The sequence below is a fragment of the Ruegeria sp. BG6 genome, assembly GCF_056538465.1.
The window spans coordinates 107,692-125,479 of record NZ_JBQFTB010000008.1; the positions used below are offsets into that span (position 1 = coordinate 107,692).

The window sequence follows — 17,788 nt, forward strand, 5'->3', positions numbered from 1 at the left end:
TTCTGTCAAGTATTACATGCGAAGGAGAGAAAAACGCATGGGCACCGCTCTTAATGCTTTGAAATTGCTCGAGTTGTTTTCAAGTGCTCAGCCGGAGATCGGTCTGAGCAACCTTGCCAGGCTGTCCGGCATGAACAAGGCAACGACTCTCCGCCACCTTCGCGCGTTGGAAGAGTTTGGCCTGATCGAACAAAACCCGCACTCCAAGTCCTATGCGATCGGACCGGCTGTGGTGCGTCTTGCCGCGCTGCGGGAAATCGCAAATCCGGGGCTTGAGGGCGCGCGCGCAAGGATGCAGTCCGCCATGCAGGTAATCGGCGAAAGCATGCACCTTTCGCTGCTGCAACAAGGCAAATTGCAGACCGCTCTGGCGCTGGAAACCACGCGGTACACCGTGCGGGTCAGCCTTGATCCGGCGGAAATTTTGCCGATCAATGCAACGGCCTCCGGCCTGTGCCTGCTGAGTTTTGGCCCCGCTCACCTGCTTGAGGATCTGGATGGCCAGGCCTTGACGTCCTACACAGCGGAAACCCTAGTGTCCCCTGACCTGATACGTGAACGGGTTTCTGAGATCAGGCGCAAGGGCTGGTCAAACAGCGCAGGCGGGTTTGAAGCAGGCGTTTATGGATACGCCGCGCCTGTCTTTGGAATTGATCAGGTGGCAATAGGCACAATCGCAATTGCGGTGCCTGAAATTCGTGCAAACGGCGATCATCTGCCTTTGATCCTGACGACATTGCATTCCCTTTCGCTCGAACTGACTGCGAATTTCGGTGGTCAGTTTCCGCGAAACTTCCCAACCGCGTTCCAGCCCTGACCGATGGGCGGACAAGATCATCGGAGACCCGTGATATGAAAGACTCCAATTTCCTGAAGGAAAACAACGCGCGCCATTTCTGGCACCCAATGGCACATCCTGCCGACAGTCAAAACAATCCGCCCACCATCCTGACCGGAGGGGAAGGGGTCAGCATCATCGATATAGACGGCCACAAGGCCATCGACGCGGTTGGCGGGTTGTGGAACGTCAATCTGGGTTATTCCTGTGATCCGGTGAAGCAGGCCATTACCGATCAGTTGAATACGCTGCCGTATTACTCGACCTTCCGGGGCACCAGCAACGACAAGGCGATTGAGCTGTCCTATGAGTTGGCGCAGTTTTTCGAGCCTGATGGTCTGACCCGAGCTTTCTTCACTTCGGGCGGATCGGATTCAGTTGAAATCGCGCTGAAGCTTGCGCGACAGTATCACAAAGTGCGGGGCGAGGCCGGCCGGACAAAGTTCATCAGCCTCAAGCAAGGATACCACGGCACCCATTTCGCGGCCGCTTCGGTCAATGGCAACCAGAAGTTCCGCGCGGCTTACGAGCCGATGATGCCAGGCTGTTTCCACGTGCCTGCGCCTTGGACCTATCGCAATCCGTTCGACGAAACAGACCCCGAGCGTCTGGCGCAGCTTTGCGTCAAGGCGCTGGAGGCCGAGATCGCATTCCAGGGGGCAAATACCGTCGCCGCATTCATCATGGAGCCGGTTCTGGGCGCAGGCGGCGTGATCCCACCACACAAAAGCTTCATGCCGATGGTGCGCGAGGTCTGTTCGAAAAACAGTATTCTTCTTATATCGGACGAGATCATCACTGCTTTTGGTCGTACCGGCAGCGAAAGCGGCGCGCGGCATTGGGGTGTGCAGCCCGACATCATGACGACAGCCAAGGCGATCACCAACGGCTATTTCCCATTCGGTGCGGCAATGATTTCGGGCGCAGTCGCCGAGGTTTTTGAAGGCGACACCACCGGCAGGGCGTCTGTCGATCAGGGCTATACCTATTCCGGCCATCCGGTCGGCGCAGCGGCTGCGCTGGCGGCTCTGTCTGAAATCAATCGTCTGCGTGTTTGGGAAAATGCCGCGGCCCGCGGTGAAGAACTTTTTACCGGATTGAAAAAACTGGCTGAAAAACACGACGCAATCGGAGATGTGCGCGGGGGTGAGGGCCTGATGTGTGCGCTGGAACTGGTATCCGATCGTGCAACCAAGGCGCCGATTGCCAAGCATCTGCCCTTGCAGGTGCAGAAGGCAGCATATGAAGATGGCGTGATGGTCCGTGTGTCGGGCAACAACATCATTCTGTCGCCACCGCTGGTCATTACGTCCGATGATGTGGCCAAGATCCTGTCGGCACTGGATACCGGTCTGTCGACGCTGTAGATGCGTGGCTGGCCCCGTCCGGTTTGGCCGGGGTCAGACCTTGACGGCCTGCAACTCCTCAAGCAGGTCCAAAAGTTCGTCTAGCTTGTCCTGACCCATCTGCTCTTCAATGCGATCATAAATTGCAAGGGATGTCGGAAGGTTTTCGGTCAGGATTCCACGGCCTGTATCCGTGATCTTCACCATGGACCGGCGCTTGTCCTGACTGTCCTGGCGGCGTGTAATCTGTCCGTCTGCTTCCATTGCGCGCAGAATGCGGGTGAGGCTGGGTAGCAGAAGGCAGGCCTCTTTCGAGATGGCGCTTTGTTCCATTTCACCAAATTCGTCCAGAACGCGAAGAATGCGCCACTTCTGTTCTGTAAGCTGAATGTTGTTCAACATGTCCCGAATGGGCGCCATGACTGTTTCGCGGGCACGCAGCAGCGCAATCGGAAGCGCGCGGGAAGTGCTTTTGGTGTGGCTTTGTGTGGTCATGCCGTTTTCTAGAGCGCTGCTTCCGGAATTGCAAAGATTAACAAGTCAAGTTCTTGACACTTGGTAGCATAATTACTAAACATGTTTAGTAATTGAGGAGAAGGGAACCATGCCGCATTTCCACATCGATTACTCTGGCAACCTTGAAGACTGGGTCGATATGGATGGTTTGTGCGAGTGTGTGCGCGCAACGGCCGCCGCAATTGACACGTTTCCGGTGGCAGGTATTCGCGTACGCGCCACGCGGGTCGATCACTATTCCATTGCCGACGGCAACCCGGCGCATGGTTTTGTCGATATTTCGATCCGACTGCGCGCCGGTCGCCCCGAAGACGTCAAGCAGGACGCAACGCAGCGCATATTCGAAGCGGTAAGGGCGTATCTTGAACCGGCCCTTTCGAAGCACTCCATCGCTCTGTCGCTTGAGATGCGCGACATCGATCCGGACCTTTCGCCCAAGACCGGCACTATCAGAGAGCATCTGGGCCGGGACCAATTGGCTGCAACCCAGCAGGAGACCTGAACCATGAGCGCCTTGGACAACAATATCGAAAAATTGGCGGGGTTTCTGGCCCGGTTCAAAGAGACAGGCATCAAGAACCGCATTGCGGGCGAAGATCGCGACGGGGCGGCGGGGGTGTTTCAATCCACTTCGCCAGTGGACAAGTCCGTGATCTGCGATGTTGCCCATGGAACGGCGGATGACATCGATGCGGCGGCCAAGGCAGCCCACTCGGCATTCGCCGCGTGGCTCGATATGCCCGCTACTGAACGCCGCCGCATCCTGCTGAACGTGGCCGACGCGATCGAGGCGCGTGCCGAGGAAATTGCCCTGTGTGAGTGCTGGGACACCGGTCAGACCCTGCGTTTCATGTCCAAGGCGGCGTTGCGCGGTGCCGAGAACTTCCGTTATTTCGCCGATCAGGTGGTGCAGGCAAGGGACGGACAGCATCTTAAGTCGCCGACCCTGATGAACATCACCACTCGCGTTCCAATTGGCCCGGTTGGTGTCATTACGCCGTGGAACACGCCGTTCATGCTGTCGACCTGGAAGATCGCGCCGGCACTGGCAGCGGGTTGTACCGTCGTTCACAAACCGGCCGAAGATTCACCGCTGTCGGCGCGTTTACTGGTCGAAATTTCGGAAGAGGCCGGTCTGCCCAAGGGTGTTCTGAACACCGTGAACGGGTTTGGACCGGATGCCGGTAAGGCGTTGACCGAACATCCGCTGATCAAGGCCATTGCTTTTGTCGGAGAAAGCCGCACCGGCAGCATCATTACCAAGCAGGGCGCGGATACGCTCAAGCGAATGCACCTGGAACTGGGCGGCAAGAACCCGGTGATTGTCTTCGATGACGCCGACCTGGACCGCGCGCTGGATGCTGTGATTTTCATGATCTACTCGATCAATGGGGAACGTTGCACATCGTCTTCGCGTTTGCTGGTCCAAGACACCATCAAAAACGAGTTCGAGGCCAAGCTGGTAGAACGCGTGAACAACATCAAGGTCGGTCACCCACTGGACCCGGCGACCGAGATCGGCCCGCTGGTAACGGAAGAGCACTACAATAAAGTCACCTCGTATTTCGACATCGCCAAAGACGATGGCGCGACTATCGCAGCCGGCGGCGTCAAAGTGGGGGACGAAGGGTATTTCGTGCGGCCAACCTTGTTTACAAATGCCAACAACCAGATGCGCATCGCGCGCGAGGAAATATTTGGTCCGGTTCTGACGTCCATCCCGTTCTCGACCGAAGAAGAGGCGCTACAGATCGCAAATGACACGCCTTACGGCCTTACCGGTTACGTCTGGACCAACGACCTGACGCGTGCCCTGCGGTTCACGGATAAACTGGAAGCAGGGATGATCTGGGTGAACTCGGAAAATGTGCGCCACCTGCCCACGCCCTTCGGCGGGGTCAAGGCGTCGGGTATCGGCCGGGACGGCGGCGACTGGAGTTTTGAATTCTACATGGAACAAAAGCATGTTGGCTTTGCCACCGGTCAGCACAAGATCATGCAACTTGGAAAATAATATCGTGCAACCTGATCCCTTGGCAGGGGTTGGCTGACTATAGTTGAATCAGGAATTGCGCATCATTGGTCCATCAAACGCTCGGACCATAGGACGTTCTGGCAGTCAGGCCTGACGTCACGATCATAAGGAGGAACCGTCATGGGAAAGATTGTACAGGCCGCGAAAATCACGCATGTGCCCAGCATCTGGATGTCCCACACGATGCCGAAATACAAAGGCATCCGGCAACCTGCCATCGACGGATATGCGCGCCTGCGACAGGATGCAATTGACCGCAAGGTAGATACGTTTGTTGTGTTCGACACCCACTGGATCACCAATCAGGGTTTCCATCTGAACACAAAAGAACACCACAAAGGCCGTTTCATCAGCCACGAGTTGCCGCACATGCTGGCGGACATGGAGTTTGACTATCGCGGGGATCACGAATTGGGGGAAACCATCCTAGACGTCTTGCGTGAGCGGGGGGAGAGGGCCCTTGGCCATTCACATCCAGATATGGGCATGGAGTACGGCACCCTTTTGCCCATGCATTTCATCAATGACGGTGTAAATGCGCGGGTGCTACCCGTCGCGGTCAACCAGTTCTCGTCGATTGCCGAAAACCGTGTCTGGGGCGAGGCCATCGCCGAAGGTATCCGCCGTTCCGACCGCAATGTGTCAATTCTCGCATCGGGTTCGCTGAGCCATGACTTTACGCCCAACGAGCGCTCGGTCGAAGGGCTGAACGCCGTGAATGGCGAGTTCAATCGTCAGATGGATATGCGTGTGCTGGAACTGTGGGAACAGGGTCGGTTTGAAGAGTTCCTTGAAATGCTTCCCGACTACGCCAGGAAATGCACGGGTGAGTGCGCGATGAACGACACCGCATTGCTGTTCGGCGCGCTGGGTTGGGGCAGCTACAAGGGCCAGATCGATATTTACACACCGTATTTCGGAAGCTCCGGCACGGGGCAGGCCAACATCAGCTTCTCGGTCTGAGGTCGGGACGCGGGTTCGTATGCTATGTTTTCTCTGCATGGGTGGCAGCAAGGCCGCCGAGGAGGCCTGATGCGTTTTGCAACTTACACCGCCAATGGCGAAACCTTTTTCGGTGCCATTACCAAGGACGGCGCAATTGCGCTTAACGGCGAATTTCCTAGCCACAGCAGTTTGTTCGAAGTTATCGCCGCAGGTGCGTTCGACCAACTGGTCGAAAAAGCGGACGGCAAACCCGTAACTCACGAAGATTTCACCTATGAAATGGTGATGCCCGACGCCCGCCGTATCCTCTGCGTCGGCGTGAACTTCCCTGACCGCAACGCGGAATACAAGGATGGCAGCGCGCAACCGAAATACATGTCTTTGTTCCCGCGTTTTGCCAGTGGCTTTACGGGACATGACTGCCCTCTGATCCGCCCGCCGGAGAACCACACGCTGGATTACGAAGGCGAGGTGGCCATCGTGATCGGCAAGGCGGGCCGCAGGATTTCGCAAGACGACGCCTATGATCACATCGCGGCACTGACGCTTTGCAATGAGGGTACGATCCGCGATTGGGTGCGCCACGCCAAGTTCAACGTCACACAGGGCAAGAACTGGGACAGAACGGGCGCGATCGGCCCATGGTTGGTACCGTTCACTGATGCAGCGCAACTGGATGACGCCCGCATACAGACCCATGTAAACGGAGAATTGCGTCAGGACGATACGTTGAGTCGGATGATGTTCCCGATCCGGCGCGAGATCGAGTACATCTCGACCTTCATGACGCTACAGCCCGGCGATATCATTGTCACCGGGACGCCAACCGGCGCAGGTGCACGGTTTGACCCGCCGAAATACCTGGTCCCCGGCGATGTGATCGAGGTTTCGGTCGACGGCATCGGCACCCTGCGCAACACCGTCGAGGATGAACAGGTATGACCCCCGAAGATCACGCTCGCGCCGCCGCCGATCTGTTGCGGGCCGAGCAGACGCGCGAACAGATCGGTCTGCTGACACAGCGGCATCCCGACATGGGAATGGACGATGCCTATGCGGTGCAGAACGCCATCCATCGCGCCAAACTGGCCGAAGGGCGCAAGGTGATTGGCTGGAAAATCGGGCTGACCTCGAAGGCGATGCAATACGCGCTGAATATCGACATTCCAGACAGTGGCATCCTGTTCGATGACATGGCCTTTGAAAATGGTGGCACAGTGCCTGCGGGCCGTTTCATCCAGCCTCGGATCGAGGCCGAGATTGCCTTTGTCATGAAAACCGCCTTGGCTGGGGAACATGTAACCCGCGCGGACGTCATTGCTGCGACTGATTATGTCGCGCCGTCCATCGAAATTCTCGACACTCGCATTCAGCGGGTCGATCCAAAGACCGGGAAGGCACGCACCGTGTTTGACACGATCAGCGACAACGCCGCCAATGCCGGCATCGTACTGGGTGCAGAACGCCGCGCCATCGACACTTTCGATTTGCGCTGGGTTGGCGCACTGACATTCCGTAATGGCGAGATCGAAGAAACCGGCCTGGGTGCAGGTGTTCTGAATGATCCTGTCGAAAGCGTTGTCTGGCTTGCCCGGCGCATGGCACAATATGGTCAGAGCATCGAGCCGGGCCAGGTGATCCTGTCGGGTAGCTTCATTCGCCCTGTCGAATGTCCTTCGGGCACCGAAATCCACGCCGATTTCGGCTCGTTCGGCTCGGTCGACATACAATTCGCTTAAAGGAGGCTCAGAATGCCCGCGCCACAGAACCCGTTCAAAGCCGCACTGAAGGCCGGGCAACCTCAGATCGGTTGCTGGTTGGGCATGGCCGATGCCTATGCCGCTGAAATAGCGGCCACATCACGGTTCGACTGGCTATTGGTGGATGGTGAGCATGCGCCCAACGACCTGCGCGCGGTATTGGAGCAAGTGCGCGTTATCGACGGTTCGGGCAGCCATCCGGTGGCCCGGTTGCCGATTGGCGAGACCTGGATGATCAAGCAGTATCTGGATGCCGGGGTGCAGACCATTCTTGTGCCGATGGTCGAAAGCGGTGATCAGGCGAGGGAACTGGTTCGGGCTGTGCAATACCCGCCGCTAGGTGTCCGGGGGGTTGGTTCATCAATGGCGCGGGCTTCGCGATTTGGCGCAATTCCGGACTACCTGACAACAGCGGACGAACAGGTGTGCCTGCTGGTTCAGGTTGAGAACCGACTGGGGATGGCCGCTCTGGATGACATACTGACAACGGATGTGGACGGTGTTTTTATTGGCCCTGCCGATCTTGCCGCGGATATGGGCCACCTGGGTGACGCCAGTCATCCCGATGTGGTCGAGGCGATTTTTGATGCCCTGACGCGGATCACCGCCGCTGGCAAGGCCGCGGGTATCCTGACACTCGACCCGGGAATGCAACGCAAATGCCTGGATTTGGGCGTGACCTTTCTGGCGACAAGTATTGACGTAACCCTGTTTGCCTCGGCTATGCGCGGCGCTGCCGACGCGGCGCTGGCGTTGTTGCCGGACCAAAGTGTCACGGGCGTTGCACAGACAAGTGCTGGCAGCAAATGTCTACAGCAGTTGTGCAAGCATTGGTCCCACAAGGCCGAAGTTTTCTTTGACGACACCAATGGGAGTGTGGCCTTCGAGAACGGCAATGCTGTCACGCTGACGGCGGACGAAACCAGCCTGACCATCTCGGCCGCAACCGGACCCCGGGGCGACCTTGCCCGGTGGCAAGAGGTGATCGAAGCCCACCTGGCGCGGTTTGCTTTTCGTGAGGAGTTCAGCATCGACTGGGCGTCTTAGTCACATTCTGACATGCAGACGAGGGTGCGGTGGCATGATCGTCGTGTCATTTCTGGATTATGCCTTTGAGGGGAGATCGCAATGAAAACTGTCGACAAAGCCATGATGCTGCTGCGCCAGTTTTCTTTGGAAAGCCTCGAAATTGGTCTGAACGACCTGGCAAGGGCAACAGGGCAGGACAAGGCGGTCACGCGCAGGCTGCTGGTCTCACTCATCAGTCATGGGTTCATCGAACAGAACCCTGAGAACCGAAAATACCGGTTGGGCCACGGATTTCTCTCGCTGGCCAGGTTGAGAGAGGCCACCGTACCGATGGTGAAAGCAACGCAAATCGTATCGCAATGGTTGTCCGCCCAGGCAAATGAAACAGTGCATGTCGGTATTCCCGGCGACAAGGGGATGGCGACCGCGGCCTTCACCTTGCCGCCGCGTGGGAATGTGATCAACCTGCGGCCCGCGGATTCCTACCCATTTCATTCGTCGTCTTCCGGCCTTGCGTATTTGTCGTTCTGTTCGGATCAGACGCGCGAGCAATTGTTGGCACTCAAACGGGAAAAGCTGACGCCGTACACCGTGACGGATTTGGAGATGCTCAGGAAGCTGATCTCGGAGACCCGAGCCCGAGGGTTTGCCTGCAGTCGCAATGCAGTTGACATCGGCGTTGCCAGCGTAGCGATGCCGTTTTTCACCGTTGGCAAGGATCCTTCGGGAACCGTTGCCATTGCCGTTCCCGACGCGAGTTTGGATGAAGCCCGAACAGAGGAACTGGCCTTGCTTCTTCAAACCGCAGTGGAAAAGCTTGAAATCGCACTGACTGGCGCACCAAGGCCTTGATGAGGCATCGGTGCGTTATTCGCACCAATGGTGCGAATTATTGTGATTACTGACCTTTCTTTGGCACACATGACCCGACAGCGCAGGGTGGATCCGGCAAAGCCTGACCCCACGGCGTTTGTGATCCGAAACCCCGAAGATCGGCTGCTTTGCAGACTGAAGGATTGTTTTGATGCCCGACCCTTTTCCTGAACAAGCGCCTGTAGTGATCATCGGTGGTGGTATCATCGGCATCTCGACCCTGTATCATCTGGCAAAGCGCGGCGTTCCTGCAGTTCTGGTCGAGCGACGGAAGATCGCCAGCGGAACAACCTGGCATGCAGCCGGGATCGTCGGGCAGTTACGCGACAGCACGGCACAGACCGAGCTGGGCAAATATACAGCGCGCCTTTTCAGTGATCTGGAAATCGAAACTGGACAGGCAACCGGCTACAAGCCAAACGGCACGATCAATCTGGCAATCGGCGATGTGCGCCACGAACAACTGCTGCGCAGCCACGACCACGCCGCGCGCATGGGGATCGAGACCTTCATGCTGCCCCGCGATGAGTTGAAAGAGAAATGGCCATGGATCGAAACCGACGACGTGAAATCCGCATTCTTTGTTCCGTCGAATGGCCAGGTGAACCCGCTTGACGTTACGGTCGCGCTTAGCAAGGGCGCGCGGGCCATGGAGGCACAGGTGTTCCAAAACACCAGGGTTGATCGTCTTGTCATCCGGGATGGCAAGGTGGTTGGTGTCGACACAGAAAGGGGCGAGATTGCGACCAACAAGGTGTTGCTGGCGGGCGGCATGTGGAGCCACCTGTTTGCCAAGGCACACGGAGTAACCGTGCCGCTGCACGCGACTGAACATTTCTATATTGTCACCGAACCTGTGGAGGGCCTGCTCAGGACCCAGCCGATTTTGAACATCGCCGAAGAGCGGACCTATTGGAAAGAAGACACTGGCAAGCTGCTGATCGGGTCATTCGAAAAGCATGGCAAGCCCTATGGCAGGAACGGCATCCCCGAAGACTTCGAATTCGACGAGCTGCCGTTTGACATGGAACATGTCGAACCGAATCTTGAGAAGATGTTCGAACGCATGCCTGCACTGGGCGAGATGGGCATACAGACTTTTTTCAACGGGCCCGAGAGTTTTACACCCGATGGACGTCCCTATCTGGGTCCGACCAGCGAAATCAAAGGACTGTTTGTCGCCGCCGGCATGAACTCGAACGGAATCCTGAACTCGGGTGGTGTTGGCCTGACAATGGCGGAATGGATGACTGACGGCGCGCCGTCGCGGGGCATGGGCCCGATGCTGGCCCGCCGGGCGCACCCATTCCAGCGCAATACCAAATACAATCATGACCGCAGCGCCGAGTCAGTGGGCTTCCATTATGGCGTCAACTGGGTCGGACGGCAGGTCCATTCGGCACGCGGAGTGCGTCGGGTGCCGTTGCATGATCGGCTGAAAGAGGCAGGCGCGACATTTTCCGAGCGGATCGGCTGGGAGGTGCCGATGTACTTCGACCCCGAAAAAAAGGGTTGGAACGAAGAACCGAGCCTGCGGCGCAAAGACTGGGCACCGCACGTCAGCGCCGAATGTCTAGCCGCCCGGGATGCTGCTGTGCTGATCGATCAATCGATGTATTCGAAAATTCAGGTGCAGGGTCCGGACGCGGTCAAAGCGCTGAACAAGGTCTGCGGCGCGCAGATGGATGTCGCGGTCGGCACCTCGGTCTACACCCAGTTCCTGAACGCGCGCGGCGGGATCGAGGCCGATGTGACCGTGACCCGAACAGCGCAGGATTGTTTCATGGTGACTACAGGCCATCCCAGCCAGATACGCGATCAGGCATGGATCAAGGATCACGTCGAACCGGGCTGGCGGTTCGAGGTGTTCGACGCGACCTCGGGCTATGGCCTGATCTCGATTCACGGTCCAAGATCGCGCGACATACTGTCTGCCATCTCGGGCGATGACCTGTCGAACGAGGCCTTCCCCTTTGGCGCGGCGCGAGAAATCGACATGGCTTACGCCCGAGGGTGGGCCATCCGGCGCTCGTTCATTGGTGAACTCGGGTACGAGCTGATGATACCCACGGAGTTCGTCGCCGGTGTCTATGAAGCGCTGATTGGGGCGGGCAAACCGCACGGACTGCTCCATATGGGAATGTTCGCCATGAACGCTTGCAGGCTCGAGAAGGGCTTTCGACATTTCGGGCATGACATCGCCGAGGATGACACGCCTTACGAAACCGGGCTGGGTTTTGCAGTAGCGTTGGATAAGGCTGGCGACTTCCTCGGCAAGGACGTTCTGACTGAACAGAAGGCTGGCGGTGCCGCGACTGCGCACCGCACCGTATCCTGCAAAGTTGACGACCTGGATGCTGAAACCGGTCCGTATCTGATTCACAACGAGCCTGTGTGGAAGAACGGCAGGATTGTGGGGCATGTCACCTCGGGCGACTGGGGCTTCCGGTTGCAGGCGATGGTCGGTTTGGCCAGCCTGCACCATGAGGAAGGTGTCTCGAAGGCCTGGATCGACGAGGGCGGCTTTAACGTTCAAATCGCCGGGGAAATGTACCCGCTAAGGGTTCAGTTTGCGCCGTACTACGACCCCAAAGGAGAGTTGATGCGGGGCTGACACCAGACAAGGGAAGCTCAATTGACAATTGCGCAGCCCAGTTCTTAATATGTTAATTAAAATTCAGCGGAGGACCTCATGGTGGACAAGACGATCCTTGTCGTTGGGACATATGACACCAAAAACGACGAGTTGGAGTTCATGGCGGCAAAGATCCGTTCCTTGGGCGGTGGTGTGCTGACCCTGGACGTCAGTGTTCTGGGCGACCCCGCCAATCCCACCGACTATTCGAAACATGATGTGGCCAAGGCGGGTGGCAGCTCAATCCAGGCCGCCATAGACAGTGGCAGCGAACATGTGGCTATGCAGATCATGTCCGCCGGTGCCTGTGTCCTGACCCGCCGCTTGCACGATCAGGGCCTGATTGACGGTGTGATCTTACTGGGCGGCACCATGGGTACCGATCTTGCGCTGGATGTCTGTCAATCGTTGCCCATCGGGGTGCCCAAATACGTCGTCTCGACCGTGTCCTTCTCGGCCCTGATCCCGGCCGAGCGTCTTTCGCCGGACATCCAGATGATCCTCTGGGCCGGGGGGCTGTATGGGTTGAACGCGATCTGCAAATCGTCGCTGTCACAGGCGGCAGGCGCCGTTTTGGGGGCCGCACGCGCGGCAGAACCGGCCAAAAGCGGGCGTCCGATGGTTGGTGTCACCTCGTTGGGGACCTCATGCCTCAAATACATCAAGACACTCAAACCTGCGTTGGAAGAGCGCGGTTATGAAGTTGCCGTATTTCATGCCATGGGCATGGGCGGCATGGCCTTCGAACAGATCGCAGGCCAAAACGGTTTTGTCTGCGTTATGGACTTTGCCGGGTGCGAATTGGGCAATCTGCTGGCCGGTTCCGTCGTGAACGCAGGCAAGGACAGGCATCGCGGGGCAGGGCGGGCCGGCATTCCGCAGATCGTGGCCCCGGGATGTATGGACCTGATAGATTTTGCGGGCTGGCAAGACATCCCGGAACGGTTTTTGAACCGTCCGATCCACACCCACAACAAATTGGTCAAGAACACCTACTACACTGCTGACGAGCGGCGCGAGATTGCCCACGAACTGAACAAGCGCCTCGGCGAAAGTCCCGCGCCCACCCATCTGATCATACCGCGCGGCGGCATCGAGGAATGGGATCGCCCGGGTGGAGATTGTCACGACCCAGATGGCCTGAGCGCGTTTATTGAGGCTCTGACAACTACCGTCGCACCTTCGGTTCAGGCAACCGCACTGGACGCCCATATCAATGACCCGGAATTCTGCATCACCGCCCTGAAGATATTTGACCAATGGGTCGCGCAGGGCATTGTTCCCGCCAGTGTACCTGCAGCCTAAAGCGCGCTGCTTCCACCCGGAGTGCGCTTGGGAACCTTTGGCCATTCGACTGTGACCCTCGCATGCATGTAGGCGCGAGGGCATCGGCGAAGGACATTTCGACCTCTGTAGTGGCCGTTAGTTTAGTTAGATTAGGCGTCAGTCTTTGACTCTTAGGCTTTCTGGTCCGTTTTTGAGCGATCGGAAGCGCGTCGCGCCAGTATCTTCACAATTACGGCGGCCAGTTCGGGCGCGATTGTCCCAAAAGGATCCCGTGACATCTTTTTGACATGCGTAATCGCGTCCTGCGCCTGTGTCAGCCCGTCGCGGATTTCTTCTTCGATGTCTGCCAGCGCCATGTCGCGCAATTCAGTCACTGTTTCACTGTCGGACTGCGAGGACATTGATTTGGCAAAGAGGGCCAGCAAAACCGCCAGCACCAGGTTCGCTGCGGCAACCAGAAGCGCCGACAGCGGTTTCGATAGTGTTTCTGACAATGCAAAATAGCCTGCGACATTCAGCATGATCACAGCCAGCCCCACGGCCAGACCGGCCGCGGCATATAGCCCGGTGCGGCGCGCCGCAATTGTAAATTGCCGCTGGGCAATCAGCCGTTCTAAACGTAGGACGATCGACAAGTTTCTGGATATACGGCTCATGATACGCTCCTACCGGGACCGGCCAATCAAATACCCGAGGGCAAAGACACCAAGGGCAAACAGGATCGGCTTTTTGTGGGGCAAATCTTCCAGTTCGGTCAGCACATCTTCGATCTGCCCGGGAAGATGTCGCAGATTTTCGGCCCAAGCTTCTGAAATCATCTCGTGATCAGGTGTCTGTGGGTCATTGGTTTCGCGATGTTCAATCGGCTTCTCGTTGCGGGAATACTCCGCCAATTGGCGCTTTAACTCAGCAACCTGCTGTTCAAGCTCTGCTTTTGTGACCATCCCTTTGGACCCTTCTGCCCCGGTGTTCTGTTTGGCTACCTGAGCCTCGCGGTTGGTGTCCGGGGTCTCTGTTCATCAAGAATTAATCGATTGGCGTGCAAGGTAGCAACTTCGTGGACATGTGTGATCGGTTCCGCTGCACAAAAGTTCCTTATTTAAGCCCAACTTAACTCAGTATAACAAATGAAGCGTGTTTCGCGAGTGTGAGGTCACTTTATGGCGAATTATTCGTATATCGGGTATGATCCCAGCGTAATAACCGTCTCGTTTTTTGGCGGCGGTGTTACGCTGTCCAATACGTATGACCCGAATGCGGACCGGGTATTGTTTTCGGTGGTTGACGGCGCCGGAGGGACGCTGGTCAATGGCGCGCCGGACAATGGCACGGACTTCAACGGTGACAGGTTCAACAACGAAGTTGGCGATGACCTGACGCAGACAGGCGACGTGACCAGTCTGGACGGGTCTGTCACGTTCCTGAGTGGCAATATCTACCTCGAAGAATCCTATCAGCTTTTCAAACCGGGCGGCGGAACGATCGACGTGTTCCGGGTCGAGGTCGACGGCACCTTGGCCGGTTATATCACGTCCGAACCGCTTGTTCCGGGCACCAGCTACCCGTTCTCGATCTCGAATGTAACGCCGGGAAACGCGCCGGATACCACTGACCCCGACGCAATTGTCGATGTACCCTGTTTCGTGAAAGGTACCCTGATCGGCACACCAGACGGTTCAATGCCTGTCGAAAGCCTGATGGCCGGAGATCTGGTTGATACAGCAGACGGGCAGGCCAGGAAAATTCGATGGATCGGATCACGCACCCTGGATTTGTCCGCGCAGCGGCATCTGACACCGATCCGGATAGCGCAAGGGGCACTCGCGCCGAACTCTCCGTCGTCGGATCTGATGGTATCGCCAAACCACCGGATGCTGGTGACGAAGCCTGTCAATGAAATCCACTTTGGTGACAAGGCGGTGCTGGTCGCGGCCAAGCATTTGCTGGGCCTACCCGGCGTGTCAGTCGCGGCGGACGTGTCGCAGGTAACCTATTTCCATTTCATCTTCGACAGGCATGAAATCGTGTATTCCAATGGCGCGTTTTCTGAAAGCCTTTATCCCGGTGACATCGCCGCGCGAGGCTTCTCAGAGGAGTCCTGGAACGAGATCGTCGAGATTTTTCCCGAGATTGCCGATGGCGTTTGTAGGAACTACGGCCCGACGGCGGCGCGGGTTCTGAAAAAACACGAAGCCAGCATCATGGTGGGCTGACTTCCGGACTGGAATCAACCTGAAGATCGTTGATTGCGGGGGCCTGAAGGCTCACGAAGCGCCATTGTTTTGCGGATGAGGTCTGTTCCACGCACGTCCCTGTGGTGGCGTTCGGCGGCAAAAAAGACGGGCCGCTGGGGCAGCCCGTCTTCCGGCAGGACAAACCTGCCCTCCACAACGTTGCCGGTTCGGTGTGATAAGGAACCGGTTGGCTGACCAGGGAATCAGCCGCCGTTGGAGTTCGCAAGGCGTGGCTGAGCAAAATCGTTGGCAGGGGCCGTCAGGTCCTGCGCGCCGGTCCCGGGCATCAGCTCAAACCCCAGATCGAACTGGTCCAGAGTTGAGGCCAGTTGCGCCACCAGATCCGCATTGCCTTCGAACTTCGCCGTTCCGTCCGCCAGCATATCTGTCAGCTTCCGCTCTCCGGTCATGACCTGTTCCAGGTCGGTACGGTTCAGAGCAATCGAAAGGTCGGCGTCATCAGCTTTTTGGCCCACGATGTGGGTCAGCGTGGCGTTGCTCATCTCGACCACAATGTTTTCGTCCCGATCGGGGATCGTCAGATTAAGCGTGAACTCCAGCCCTGCCGCTTTGGCGCTGTTGACGCGGATGCCAAGAAAGTCCAGCCACATGCTTGTCGGCATGGCCTTGATCGTATCCGGGCCGGTGGTTTCGATGGTGGCGCCCTGTGGGATGCCATTGCGCAGTTCATAGGCCGCACCCAGGAACGAGTTGCGGACCGAGGGGCTTTCCTTCTGATATCCAATCTGTTCGAAGGCATCGGCCAGCAAGTCCTTGGCGGTCTGGTTCTGCGGCTCGGCGTAGACAAGTTTGTTGAGGATCTCGGTCGCTTCGAGATATCTCCCGGCAGCCACCAGTTCCTGACCTTTTGTCATGATCGGTCCGGCTCCGCCCATCATCTCGACAAACAGTGGTGCGCTGTCTTCGGGTGAAAGGGGCGTCAGCGTTGTCGGGTTGGCATCCCAATAACCCAGATAGCGGTTAATCACTGCGCGGCTGTTATGCTCGACCGAGCCATGATAGCTGCGTGCCGCCCATTGATCCTGAAGGCTCTGCGGCACCTCATAGACGTTGTGGACCTGATTGATGGTTACGCCCTTGTTGGCCAGGTTCAGAACCCCGTTGTTGAGGTTGGCATAGGTGTCGCGCTGTGCCCGCATCACCTCCTGAATACGATCATTGCCGAAACGCGGCCATGAGTGCGAGGCGAACATCAGTTCGGCATCCTGCCCGAATTCGTAAAGCGCATCGTTGATATGCTTGGACCAGCTCAGCGCATCACGGACCAGCGCACCGCGCAGGGTGTAGATGTTATGGATGGTGCCGGTGATGTTTTCAGCCGCCCAGAACGCTTTGAGGTCGGGGAAGTAGGTGTTCATCTCCGCCGGGGCCTCGGTACCCGGTGTGTTCTGGAAGATCATGCGCACGCCGTCGATAGTGGTCTCTTCATAGTCATCCGAGACATAGCGGGTCGGTTCAATCAGGCCGGTGGTTCCGGCCGAGATGTTCTTGCCGATCGACTGGTCCACATGGCCGTAGGGATTTCGCGGCAGCAGAACGCCGTATTGGAAGAACAGCCGGCGGTTCATCACATTGCCCGCATAAACGTTCTCGGAAACGGCATGTTCCATGAAACCGGCAGGCGCGATGACTTCAACGCCATTGGCGACATCTTCGTCGGCAATGACACCGCGCACACCGCCATAGTGGTCGGCGTGAGAGTGTGAATAAACCACCGCTTTGACCGGCAACTCACCCACCATGTCGTTCAGCAGCTTCAATGCGGCTGCGGCGGTTTCCTTCGACGCCAGCGGGTCAAAGATGATCCAGCCGCTTTCGCCGCGAACAAAGGAAATATTCGACAGGTCAAAGCCACGCACCTGATAAATCTGGCCTTCCAGAATTTCAAACAGGCCGTAGTTCATGTTCAAAACTGCCTGACGTTGCAGCGACGGGTGGATCGAATCGAACTCCTGTCCGTCTTCCAGCAGGAAGTCATAGCTGCCGATATCCCAGGCCACTGTGCCGTCCTCGGTCGTGATCTGGCGATAATCGGGGACGGCGATCAGGCCTTTACGGCTTTCTTCAAAATCCCGCTGATCCTCGAACGGCAGGGTGTTGCGCAATTTTTCCTGAAAATTGACCGTGAACTCCGAGGGCAGTTTGCCCTTGGGATCAAAATGCTCCTGCGCGGCTACGAGACTGGCGGAGACAGTCAGAAATGCGGTGGAAAGGGCCGGAATGTGTCGACGTGCCATAGGTTGGGCAGCTCCAATTGATAAATGCTCGA

At 57.4% G+C, this 17,788-nt stretch carries 16 protein-coding genes; 12 read left to right on the plus strand and 4 right to left on the minus strand.

Going from position 1 to position 17,788, the window contains the following annotated elements; translation table 11 throughout:
- Nucleotides 1–37 precede the first annotated feature (37 nt).
- Both ACR0JW_RS15065 and ACR0JW_RS15070 read left to right on the plus strand, forming a co-directional pair.
- Entirely contained in the window at nt 38–817 is a 780-nt protein-coding gene (locus tag ACR0JW_RS15065) for an IclR family transcriptional regulator (RefSeq protein ID WP_170681285.1), read from the plus strand.
- A gap of 35 nt (nt 818–852) precedes the next feature.
- Nucleotides 853–2,205, plus strand: a complete 1,353-nt coding sequence (locus tag ACR0JW_RS15070; RefSeq protein ID WP_170825020.1) for an aminotransferase class III-fold pyridoxal phosphate-dependent enzyme — start codon at nt 853–855, stop codon at nt 2,203–2,205.
- Between the two features lie 33 nt (nt 2,206–2,238).
- Here ACR0JW_RS15070 and hpaR read toward each other — a convergent pair whose 3' ends face one another.
- A complete protein-coding gene (gene hpaR / locus ACR0JW_RS15075) occupies nt 2,239–2,679 on the minus strand; it encodes a homoprotocatechuate degradation operon regulator HpaR (protein WP_170681289.1) in 441 nt (146 codons plus the stop codon).
- A gap of 109 nt (nt 2,680–2,788) precedes the next feature.
- Here hpaR and ACR0JW_RS15080 point away from each other — a divergent pair, with 109 nt between their 5' ends.
- From ACR0JW_RS15080 to ACR0JW_RS15120, 9 genes are all read left to right on the plus strand, one after another.
- Nucleotides 2,789–3,202 (plus strand): 5-carboxymethyl-2-hydroxymuconate Delta-isomerase, encoded by a 414-nt coding sequence (locus ACR0JW_RS15080; protein WP_170681291.1) that lies wholly within the window; start codon nt 2,789–2,791, stop codon nt 3,200–3,202.
- A 3-nt stretch (nt 3,203–3,205) separates the two neighbouring features.
- Nucleotides 3,206–4,714 (plus strand): 5-carboxymethyl-2-hydroxymuconate semialdehyde dehydrogenase, encoded by a 1,509-nt coding sequence (hpaE, locus tag ACR0JW_RS15085; RefSeq protein WP_170681293.1) that lies wholly within the window; start codon nt 3,206–3,208, stop codon nt 4,712–4,714.
- Nucleotides 4,715–4,855: 141 nt separating this feature from the next.
- A complete protein-coding gene (gene hpaD, locus ACR0JW_RS15090) occupies nt 4,856–5,698 on the plus strand; it encodes a 3,4-dihydroxyphenylacetate 2,3-dioxygenase (protein WP_170611288.1) in 843 nt (280 codons plus the stop codon).
- Nucleotides 5,699–5,767: 69 nt separating this feature from the next.
- Nucleotides 5,768–6,622 carry a fumarylacetoacetate hydrolase family protein gene (locus ACR0JW_RS15095; protein ID WP_170681294.1) on the plus strand — a complete coding sequence of 285 codons (855 nt, stop codon included), beginning with the start codon at nt 5,768–5,770 and terminating at the stop codon, nt 6,620–6,622.
- On the plus strand, nt 6,619–7,419 hold the full coding sequence (gene hpaH, locus ACR0JW_RS15100; RefSeq protein WP_170825017.1) for a 2-oxo-hept-4-ene-1,7-dioate hydratase: 801 nt from the start codon (nt 6,619–6,621) through the stop codon (nt 7,417–7,419). The genes ACR0JW_RS15095 and hpaH overlap by 4 nt, the downstream gene beginning before the upstream one ends.
- Nucleotides 7,420–7,431: 12 nt before the next feature.
- Complete coding sequence (locus ACR0JW_RS15105; RefSeq protein WP_170681298.1) at nt 7,432–8,487, plus strand: aldolase/citrate lyase family protein; 1,056 nt, start codon at nt 7,432–7,434, stop codon at nt 8,485–8,487.
- Nucleotides 8,488–8,568: 81 nt separating this feature from the next.
- Nucleotides 8,569–9,321, plus strand: coding sequence for an IclR family transcriptional regulator (locus ACR0JW_RS15110; RefSeq protein ID WP_170681300.1), 753 nt, complete (start codon nt 8,569–8,571; stop codon nt 9,319–9,321).
- A gap of 172 nt (nt 9,322–9,493) precedes the next feature.
- Entirely contained in the window at nt 9,494–11,956 is a 2,463-nt protein-coding gene (locus ACR0JW_RS15115) for an FAD-dependent oxidoreductase (protein ID WP_480714133.1), read from the plus strand.
- A 78-nt stretch (nt 11,957–12,034) separates the two neighbouring features.
- On the plus strand, nt 12,035–13,282 hold the full coding sequence (locus tag ACR0JW_RS15120) for a Tm-1-like ATP-binding domain-containing protein (protein WP_170681304.1): 1,248 nt from the start codon (nt 12,035–12,037) through the stop codon (nt 13,280–13,282).
- Nucleotides 13,283–13,434: 152 nt separating this feature from the next.
- Here ACR0JW_RS15120 and ACR0JW_RS15125 read toward each other — a convergent pair whose 3' ends face one another.
- Nucleotides 13,435–13,920, minus strand: a complete 486-nt coding sequence (locus ACR0JW_RS15125; RefSeq protein ID WP_480714134.1) for a phage holin family protein — start codon at nt 13,918–13,920, stop codon at nt 13,435–13,437.
- A gap of 9 nt (nt 13,921–13,929) precedes the next feature.
- Nucleotides 13,930–14,208, minus strand: coding sequence for a hypothetical protein (locus tag ACR0JW_RS15130; protein ID WP_170681307.1), 279 nt, complete (start codon nt 14,206–14,208; stop codon nt 13,930–13,932).
- A gap of 216 nt (nt 14,209–14,424) precedes the next feature.
- On the opposite strand from ACR0JW_RS15130, the gene ACR0JW_RS15135 reads away from it, so the two are divergent.
- The gene (locus tag ACR0JW_RS15135) at nt 14,425–15,477 is read left to right on the plus strand and encodes a Hint domain-containing protein (RefSeq protein WP_170681309.1); all 1,053 of its coding nucleotides are present in this window, start codon (nt 14,425–14,427) and stop codon (nt 15,475–15,477) included.
- A 224-nt stretch (nt 15,478–15,701) separates the two neighbouring features.
- On the opposite strand, the gene ACR0JW_RS15140 is transcribed toward ACR0JW_RS15135, so the two are convergent.
- A complete protein-coding gene (locus tag ACR0JW_RS15140; protein WP_480714135.1) occupies nt 15,702–17,756 on the minus strand; it encodes an alkyl/aryl-sulfatase in 2,055 nt (684 codons plus the stop codon).
- Nucleotides 17,757–17,788: the final 32 nt, after the last annotated feature.

Bases quoted from the DNA above. Each gene is read 5' to 3' on its own strand.
- hpaE (WP_170681293.1), top strand. From the start codon at position 3,206: ATGAGCGCCTTGGACAACAATATCGAAAAATTGGCGGGGTTTCTGGCC.
- ACR0JW_RS15110 (WP_170681300.1), top strand. From the start codon at position 8,569: ATGAAAACTGTCGACAAAGCCATGATGCTGCTGCGCCAGTTTTCTTTG.
- ACR0JW_RS15115 (WP_480714133.1), top strand. From the start codon at position 9,494: ATGCCCGACCCTTTTCCTGAACAAGCGCCTGTAGTGATCATCGGTGGT.
- hpaR (WP_170681289.1), bottom strand. From the start codon at position 2,679: ATGACCACACAAAGCCACACCAAAAGCACTTCCCGCGCGCTTCCGATT.
- hpaD (WP_170611288.1), top strand. From the start codon at position 4,856: ATGGGAAAGATTGTACAGGCCGCGAAAATCACGCATGTGCCCAGCATC.
- ACR0JW_RS15120 (WP_170681304.1), top strand. From the start codon at position 12,035: ATGGTGGACAAGACGATCCTTGTCGTTGGGACATATGACACCAAAAAC.
- ACR0JW_RS15105 (WP_170681298.1), top strand. From the start codon at position 7,432: ATGCCCGCGCCACAGAACCCGTTCAAAGCCGCACTGAAGGCCGGGCAA.
- ACR0JW_RS15135 (WP_170681309.1), top strand. From the start codon at position 14,425: ATGGCGAATTATTCGTATATCGGGTATGATCCCAGCGTAATAACCGTC.
- hpaH (WP_170825017.1), top strand. From the start codon at position 6,619: ATGACCCCCGAAGATCACGCTCGCGCCGCCGCCGATCTGTTGCGGGCC.
- ACR0JW_RS15070 (WP_170825020.1), top strand. From the start codon at position 853: ATGAAAGACTCCAATTTCCTGAAGGAAAACAACGCGCGCCATTTCTGG.
- ACR0JW_RS15065 (WP_170681285.1), top strand. From the start codon at position 38: ATGGGCACCGCTCTTAATGCTTTGAAATTGCTCGAGTTGTTTTCAAGT.
- ACR0JW_RS15080 (WP_170681291.1), top strand. From the start codon at position 2,789: ATGCCGCATTTCCACATCGATTACTCTGGCAACCTTGAAGACTGGGTC.
- ACR0JW_RS15125 (WP_480714134.1), bottom strand. From the start codon at position 13,920: ATGAGCCGTATATCCAGAAACTTGTCGATCGTCCTACGTTTAGAACGG.
- ACR0JW_RS15140 (WP_480714135.1), bottom strand. From the start codon at position 17,756: ATGGCACGTCGACACATTCCGGCCCTTTCCACCGCATTTCTGACTGTC.
- ACR0JW_RS15095 (WP_170681294.1), top strand. From the start codon at position 5,768: ATGCGTTTTGCAACTTACACCGCCAATGGCGAAACCTTTTTCGGTGCC.
- ACR0JW_RS15130 (WP_170681307.1), bottom strand. From the start codon at position 14,208: ATGGTCACAAAAGCAGAGCTTGAACAGCAGGTTGCTGAGTTAAAGCGC.